Source organism: Luteimonas sp. 9C (genome assembly GCF_902506295.1).
Taxonomy (GTDB): Bacteria; Pseudomonadota; Gammaproteobacteria; order Xanthomonadales; family Xanthomonadaceae; genus Luteimonas.
The window spans coordinates 1,272,428-1,279,569 of the sequence record NZ_LR733312.1 but is presented as its reverse complement, the minus strand read 5'-3'; the positions used below and the strand labels follow the sequence as shown (position 1 = coordinate 1,279,569).

6 protein-coding genes and 2 tRNA genes are annotated in these 7,142 nt (G+C 68.3%); 5 read left to right on the top strand and 3 right to left on the bottom strand.

Going from position 1 to position 7,142, the window contains the following annotated elements; genetic code table 11:
- Window positions 1-217 precede the first annotated feature (217 nt).
- From CURTO8I2_RS05725 to CURTO8I2_RS05710, 4 genes are all read left to right on the top strand, one after another.
- Window positions 218-1,843, top strand: a complete 1,626-nt coding sequence (locus tag CURTO8I2_RS05725; protein ID WP_159679417.1) for a cytochrome ubiquinol oxidase subunit I — start codon at window positions 218-220, stop codon at window positions 1,841-1,843.
- 27 nt (window positions 1,844-1,870) lie between these two features.
- Entirely contained in the window at window positions 1,871-3,019 is a 1,149-nt protein-coding gene (cydB, locus tag CURTO8I2_RS05720; protein ID WP_159679416.1) for a cytochrome d ubiquinol oxidase subunit II, read from the top strand.
- A gap of 23 nt (window positions 3,020-3,042) precedes the next feature.
- A complete protein-coding gene (gene cydX / locus CURTO8I2_RS05715) occupies window positions 3,043-3,156 on the top strand; it encodes a cytochrome bd-I oxidase subunit CydX (RefSeq protein ID WP_159679414.1) in 114 nt (37 codons plus the stop codon).
- 111 nt (window positions 3,157-3,267) lie between these two features.
- Window positions 3,268-3,480: a hypothetical protein gene (locus CURTO8I2_RS05710; RefSeq protein WP_159679413.1), complete on the top strand. Its 213-nt coding sequence runs from the start codon at window positions 3,268-3,270 to the stop codon at window positions 3,478-3,480.
- A 158-nt stretch (window positions 3,481-3,638) separates the two neighbouring features.
- On the opposite strand, the gene CURTO8I2_RS05705 is transcribed toward CURTO8I2_RS05710, so the two are convergent.
- The 3 genes from CURTO8I2_RS05705 to CURTO8I2_RS05695 all read right to left on the bottom strand — a co-directional run bounded on the left by CURTO8I2_RS05705 (window position 3,639) and on the right by CURTO8I2_RS05695 (window position 4,482).
- Window positions 3,639-3,725: transfer RNA gene (locus CURTO8I2_RS05705), tRNA-Leu, on the bottom strand.
- Between the two features lie 83 nt (window positions 3,726-3,808).
- Complete coding sequence (locus CURTO8I2_RS05700) at window positions 3,809-4,231, bottom strand: CopD family protein (protein WP_159679411.1); 423 nt, start codon at window positions 4,229-4,231, stop codon at window positions 3,809-3,811.
- Between the two features lie 164 nt (window positions 4,232-4,395).
- Window positions 4,396-4,482, bottom strand: a tRNA-Leu gene (locus CURTO8I2_RS05695).
- Between the two features lie 123 nt (window positions 4,483-4,605).
- Here CURTO8I2_RS05695 and rnr point away from each other — a divergent pair.
- Complete coding sequence (rnr, locus tag CURTO8I2_RS05690; protein WP_159679410.1) at window positions 4,606-7,071, top strand: ribonuclease R; 2,466 nt, start codon at window positions 4,606-4,608, stop codon at window positions 7,069-7,071.
- The last annotated feature ends 71 nt before the right edge of the window (window positions 7,072-7,142 follow it).

The following is a 7,142-nucleotide window of genomic DNA, read 5'->3' as shown; positions in this document are numbered from 1 at the left end:
GGGGAGGGTGGGGTGGGGGAATCTCGTGAGCGCCGCAGCGAACTTGTCAGGCCTGGACGTCGCGTCGTACGAAAGCTTGCCGGCGACCTGACCCTTCGCCCCCATCCCGACCTTCCCCCGCGTGCGGGGGAAGGAGCCGTTCCGCATTGATCCAGATCAATGCCCGCCCGCCGGCCGCGGCGCAGGCTGCGCGCATGACCCGCTCCGGCCGCCTTCCATGATCGACACGACCGTCGTCGAGCTCTCCCGCCTGCAGTTCGCGCTGACCGCGATGTACCACTTCCTGTTCGTGCCGCTGACCCTCGGGCTCTCGTTCCTGATGGCGATCATGGAGAGCGTCTACGTGATGACCGGACGCGACGTCTGGCGGCGGATGACGCTGTTCTGGGGCGTGCTGTTCGGCATCAACTTCGCGATGGGCGTGGCGACGGGCATCGTCATGGAATTCCAGTTCGGCATGAACTGGGCCTACTACAGCCACTACGTCGGCGACATCTTCGGCGCGCCGCTGGCGATCGAGGGGCTGATGGCGTTCTTCCTCGAGGCGACCTTCATCGGCCTGTTCTTCTTCGGCTGGAACCGCCTGTCGAAGCTGCAGCACCTGGCGATCACCTGGCTGGTCGCGCTGGGTGCGAACTTCTCGGCGCTGTGGATCCTCGTCGCCAACGGCTGGATGCAGAACCCGGTCGGCGCGGTGTTCAATCCGGACACGATGCGCATGGAAATCACCGACTTCATGGCGGTGATCTTCAACCCGGTCGCCCAGGCCAAGTTCGTGCACACGGTGTCGGCCGGCTACGTGACCGGCGCGATCTTCGTGATGTCGGTCAGCGCGTTCTATCTGCTGCGCGGCAGACACAAGGACATCGCGCGGCGCTCGATCGCGGTCGCCGCAAGCTTCGGCCTGGCGTCTGCGCTGAGCGTCGTGGTGCTCGGCGACGAGAGCGGCTACGCGGCCACCGAGCACCAGAAGATGAAGCTCGCCGCGATCGAGGCGATGTGGCACACCGAGCCCGCGCCGGCCGGCTTCACGGTGATCGGCTTGCCGAACCAGGCGGGCCAGCACAACCGCTTCGAACTCAAGATTCCGTGGCTGATGGGCCTGATCGCGACGCGATCGCTCGACGGCGAGATCCCCGGCATCCTCGAACTGGTCGAGCGCGCCGAGCACCGCATCCGCGGCGGCCAGCTGGCCTACGCCGCGCTGGAACGCCTGCGCGCGGACCGGACCGACGCCGCCGCGCGTGCGGCCTTCGACGCGCACTGGAGCGACCTGGGCCACGCGCTGCTGCTCAAGCGCTATCGCGACGACATCGTCAACGCCACCGAGCAGGAGATTTCCCAGGCCGCGCTCGACACCGTGCCGCGGGTCGCGCCGCTGTTCTGGACGTTCCGCGTCATGGCCGGCATCGGGTTCTACCTGATCGGGTTCTTCGCGTTCGCGTTCTGGATGGTCACGCGCAGCCGCATCGAGGAGAGCAGGCGGTTCCTGTGGATCGCGCTGTGGAGCCTGCCGCTGCCGTGGATCGCGATCGAATGCGGCTGGTTCGTCGCCGAATACGGTCGTCAGCCCTGGGCCGTCGAAGGTGTGCTGCCGACGTTCTATGCCGCCTCCGGCATCGCGCTCAAGGACATCCTGATCTCGCTGGCAGGCTTCGTGATCGTCTACACGGGCCTGGCGATCGTCGCCGCGAAGCTGATGCTCAAGGCGATCGGCAAGGGGCCCGACGTGCTGGCGCCGCCGGCCGGCGACGACGCGCCGGCCGCGATCGACGACATCGCCCCGGACCTCGATGGTCGCGCGCTCGATGCGCTCGATCCCGCACCTGCCGCGCGCGCCTGACGCACCCACGTTTCCCGAGGATTTCCCATGGACTTCATTCCGCTCGACTACGCCACGCTGCGCCTGATCTGGTGGTTGCTGCTGGGCGTTTTGCTGATCGGCTTCGCGGTGATGGACGGCTTCGATCTGGGCGTCGGCGCGCTGTTGCCGTTCGTCGCCAGGACCGATGCGGAACGTCGCATCGTCGTCAACACCATCGGCCCCGTCTGGGAGGGCAACCAGGTCTGGCTGATCCTCGGCGGCGGGGCGATCTTCGCGGCGTTTCCGCCGCTGTACGCGGTGAGTTTTTCCGGCTTCTACCTGGCGATGTTCCTGATCCTGTTCGCGCTGATCCTGCGGCCGGTCGGCTTCAAGTTCCGCGGCAAGGTGGACGACCCGCGCTGGCGCGAGACCTGGGACTGGGCACTGTGCGTCGGCGGCGCGGTGCCGGCGCTGGTCTTCGGCGTCGCGGTCGGCAACGTGCTGCTGGGCGTGCCGTTCCATTTCACGCCTGAGCTGCGCGCGGTGTACACCGGCGGCTTCTTCGACCTGCTCGGCCCCTTCGCGCTGCTGGCCGGTCTGCTCAGCCTGAGCCTGCTCGTGGCGCACGGCGCGGCGATGCTGGTGATCAAGACGGACGGCCCCATCGCCAAGCGCGCGGCGCGCTACGGCAGCCTTGCAGGCGTGATCGCCGCGGTGCTGTTCGTCGCGGCCGGCGTGTGGATCGCGACGGGCATCGCGGGCTTCCGCGTGGCGTCCGTGGTCGACACCGCGCTGGCGTCGAATCCGCTGCACAAGTCCGTCGGCACGGCGCCCGGTGCGTGGATGGACAACTACCGCCACATGCCGCTGACGATGCTCGCGCCGCTGCTCGGCGTGCTGGGGGCGCTTGCGTCGTCGGTGTGGCTGCGGCGACGCCGCGGCGGTCTGGCGTTCGTCGCCTCGGGCGTCTCGATCGCCAGCGTGATCCTGACGGTGGGCTTCGCGGTCTTCCCGTTCCTGCTGCCTTCGTCGAGCGTGCCCGACCACGGGCTCACGCTGTGGGATGCATCGAGCAGCCGGCTGACGCTGTGGATCATGTTGCTGGCCACCAGTGTGTTCCTGCCGCTGGTGCTGCTCTACACCGCGTGGGTCTACCGCGTGCTGCGCGGCAAGGTCACCGACGCCCGCATCGCCGACACCCCCAACGCCTACTGAGCGCGCACCCAAGGAGCGACACCATGTGGTACTTCGCCTGGATCCTCGGCATCGGTCTCGCGGCGACGTTCGCGATCCTCAACGGCATGTGGTTCGAGGTGCGCGAGCAGCGCCGGGAGACGGCGCGCGGAGACTGAGCCGGTTCGGCTGGTCGTCGTCGCGTCCACGGCTGGGGGGGCAGGCGTGGGACGTCACGCGTCGACGTCGCCCGGCTGCGCAGACTGTCACCACCCACCGAGGAGGCGACGATGCGCCAGGCTCACACCCCCGACACCACGCGTGGCCCGCTGGAACAGGCGCGCACGCCCGACGGCCCGAAAACGCCTGGCGAATCGTCCGAGAAGCGCGATCAGGATCAGCGCAACGATCCGGAATCGATGCCCGGTGCGCTTGAAGGCAATCCGACGCGACGCAGCGGCGAAGGCACGCCGGACAACCCGGGCAACCGCGGACGCGATTGACCGGTCGCGTGCGGGCTGTGCGCGTCGCAGGGGATTTCCCCGCCGTCATACATCGGCTCGCGGACGGCGCCGGCACAACCGACAGGCACAACCGACAGGCACAAAAAAACCCGCGATTGCGGGTTTGATGTTCACGGCTGGTAAGGCTGTGATGACCTTGGTGCCCGGGAGAGGACTCGAACCTCCACGGAGTTGCCCCCGCTAGCACCTGAAGCTAGTGCGTCTACCAATTCCGCCACCCGGGCAGGTCAGGGCGGCAATTCTGCGGTGCGGCGACACGGCTGTCAATGCAGCGGATGTCGAACGGACACGTGCACGTCCGCGCGCGTCAGAAGTGCTTGGTCAGCGCCAGCATGCCGATGCACAGCCCGAGCAGGCACGTCGCCGGCGCAGCGAAGCGCAACACGAGCGGTGGGCGGGGTGGTGGGTGCTGGATCGTCAGCTGCCGCAGCATGTGGCTGAGCCAGCCGTGCAGCAGGACCAGCGCCAGCACCAGCAGCAATTTGACGCGCAACCAGGACATCGCCAGCCAGCCGGCCTGCAGCGCGATGGTGAGGCCCGCGCCCATGGCCGCCAGCAGCGCGGGCGTGGTGACCCAGCGGTTCCAGCTGCGCAGACTCGCGAGCAGCGAACGGGCATTGGGTGAATCGAGCACGTCGTGCAGTGCCATCGCGATGCCGCTTCCGACCATGCCGGTGAGCCAGGTGGCCGCGGCCAGGATGTGCAGCATCTTGAACGTCTGGTAGTCCATGCAGCGCTCCGCGGGCAACGGCCCCGGCGACCGGCGCCGGGAGCAGGCGTCCAGCATCGCAGCATGCGACGGCGCTGTCGCGTCCACCTTCGAAGGAACGGCGGGCACAAAAAAACCCGCGATTGCGGGTTTGATGTTCACGGCTGGTAAGGCTGTGATGACCTTGGTGCCCGGGAGAGGACTCGAACCTCCACGGAGTTGCCCCCGCTAGCACCTGAAGCTAGTGCGTCTACCAATTCCGCCACCCGGGCAGGTCAGGGCGCGTATGTTGTCGATGCCCCCCGCGCTTGTCAACGGGATTCTCGATCGCCGTGCGGGCGGCGCCGGCAGCGCATCGACGGCGGCCTCGCGGGCGAGCCTGTACCATCGCGGCAATGGCTAAACCTCCCAGCAAGCGCGGCAGCCGCCGCGGTACGCCCGGGCCCGCATCGCAGGGGGCCGGCAAGCGCGGCGCCTCCGGTCCGGCCCGCCCCAAATCGCACAGTGACCGCAAGGACGCCCTGCCACCCTGGATGCCCGATCCGGGCCTGCAGCGTGCACTGCGGACCGGCGGGCCGACGAAGCCGGCATCGTCGGATCGACCGCCCGCTGCGCGTGGGGGGCGTTTCGAAGATCCCCATGCGAACCGCGAGGCGGCGCGCTACGCGAATCCGATCGCGAGCCGCGAAGCGATCCTGCAGCTGCTGGTCGACGCCGACGGCCCGATGACGCTCGACGAGCTCGCGCACAAGCTCGCGCTCACCGAGCCCGATCGCGCCGATGCACTCGGCAAGCGGGTCGCGGCGATGTTGCGCGAGGGCCAGCTGCTGCAGAACCGTCGCGGCGGCCTGGTGCCGGCCAAGCGCATGGATCTGATTCCGGGCACGGTGATCGCCAATCCGGAAGGCTTCGGCTTCCTGCGGCCGGATTCGGGCGCGGGCGAGGATCTGTTCCTGCCGCCGGCCGAGATGCGCAAGGTCATGCACGGCGACCGCGTGCTGGCCAGCCTGACCAATGTCGACGCACGCGGCCGCCGCGCCGGCGTCGTCGTCGAAGTCCTCGAGCGCCGCACCACGCGCCTGATGGGCCGCTTCTCCATCGAGCACGGCATCAGCTACGTGGTGCCCGACGACAAGCGCATCCAGCGCAACATCCAGATTCCGGGTGATGCGCGCCAGGACGCGCAGCACGGCCAGCTGGTGGTCTGCGAGATCACCGCGCCGGGCGATGCGCACCGTCCGCCGATCGGCCGCGTGCTGACCGTGCTCGGCGACGTGCTCAAGCCGTCGCTGGTGGTCGAGGCCGCGATCCACGGCCACAACCTGCCGCACGAGTTCTCGCAGGCGGTGCTCGACGAAGCCGCCGCGGTGCCGGTGGACGTGGAAGACCGCATGATCGGCGGCCGCGTCGACCTGCGCACGCTCCCCCTTGTGACGATCGACGGCGAGGACGCCAAGGATTTCGACGACGCCGTGTACTGCGAACCGAACCGCGACGGCTTCCGCCTCGTGGTCGCGATCGCCGACGTGTCGAACTACGTGCGTCCCGGCACGCCGCTCGACGACGAAGCCCAGCTGCGCGCGACCAGCGTGTATTTCCCGGGTTTCGTCGTGCCGATGCTGCCCGAGACGCTGTCGAACGGCATCTGCTCGCTGAAGCCGAAAGTGGACCGGATGTGCTTCGTCTGCGACATGCAGGTGATGCGCGACGGCACGGTGTCGGAATCGAAGTTCTACGAAGCGGTGATGCATTCGCACGCGCGCCTGACCTACACCCAGGTGTGGAAGGCGGTCGGCGAGCTGGACGAGGACACGCGCGCCGCGATCAGGCCGGTGCTGCCGCAGGTCGAGCGCCTGCACCAGCTCTATGCGGTGCTCGCCAAGGCGCGGGCCAAGCGCGGCGCGATCGAATTCGAATCGTCCGAAGTGCGCTTCGTGCTCGACAACACCGGCGAAGTCACCCAGGCCGGCATGCTCCAGCGCAACGATGCGCACAAGCTGATCGAGGAGTGCATGATCGCGGCGAACGTCGAGGCCGCGCGCTTCCTGCTCGAGGCCGGCATCTCCGCGCCGTACCGCGTGCACGACAAGCCGCCGGAGGCCAAGTACGCCGATCTGCTGGAGTTCCTCAAGGAATTCTCGCTGCGCCTGCCGCCGTGGTCGAAGGTGCAGCCCAAGGACTTCACCGTCCTGCTGAAGAAAATCCGCGAGCGCCCCGACGCGACACTGCTCGAATCGGTGCTGCTGCGCAGCCAGAGCCAGGCGGTCTATACGCCGGAGAACATCGGGCACTTCGGCTTGGCACTAGCGTCGTATGCGCACTTCACCTCGCCGATCCGCCGCTACCCCGATCTGCTGGTGCACCGCGCGATCAAGCACGTGCTGTCGGGTCAGCCGCTGGCGAAGTTCATGTACACGCCGCGGCTGATGGAAAGCCTGTCGCTGCAGTGTTCCGAGCGGGCGCGTCGTGCCGACGAAGCAGAGCGCGAGGTCGACGAGCGCTACCGCGCCGCCTGGATGGAACAGCACGTCGGCGGCCAGTTCGACGGCGTGATCAGTGGCGTGACCAGCTTCGGCCTGTTCGTCGAACTCGACCAGTCGAAGGTCAACGGCCTGGTCCACGTGACCCAGCTGCCGAACGACTTCTACAGCTTCGACCCGATCCGCCGGATGCTCAGCGGCCAGCGTGCCGGGCGCGAGTACCGCCTCGGCGACCGGGTGCGGATCATCGTGCTCAAGGCCAGCCTGGAAGATCGCAAGATCGATTTCCGTCTCGTCGATCCCGACGCGGCGGTGCAGGGGGGTCCCAAGCCGCCGCCGCCGCGCGGCAAGCCGGCCAAGCGCGAGAAGAAGCCTTACTGAGCGGCCCGTTCGCTAGAATGGGCACCCGATGCGGGGCCGGTGCGCAGGTGCCGGCCCCGCAGACGTATCCA

Bases quoted from the DNA above. Each gene is read 5' to 3' on its own strand.
- CURTO8I2_RS05725 (WP_159679417.1), top strand. From the start codon at position 218: ATGATCGACACGACCGTCGTCGAGCTCTCCCGCCTGCAGTTCGCGCTG.
- cydB (WP_159679416.1), top strand. From the start codon at position 1,871: ATGGACTTCATTCCGCTCGACTACGCCACGCTGCGCCTGATCTGGTGG.
- cydX (WP_159679414.1), top strand. From the start codon at position 3,043: ATGTGGTACTTCGCCTGGATCCTCGGCATCGGTCTCGCGGCGACGTTC.
- CURTO8I2_RS05710 (WP_159679413.1), top strand. From the start codon at position 3,268: ATGCGCCAGGCTCACACCCCCGACACCACGCGTGGCCCGCTGGAACAG.
- CURTO8I2_RS05700 (WP_159679411.1), bottom strand. From the start codon at position 4,231: ATGGACTACCAGACGTTCAAGATGCTGCACATCCTGGCCGCGGCCACC.
- rnr (WP_159679410.1), top strand. From the start codon at position 4,606: ATGGCTAAACCTCCCAGCAAGCGCGGCAGCCGCCGCGGTACGCCCGGG.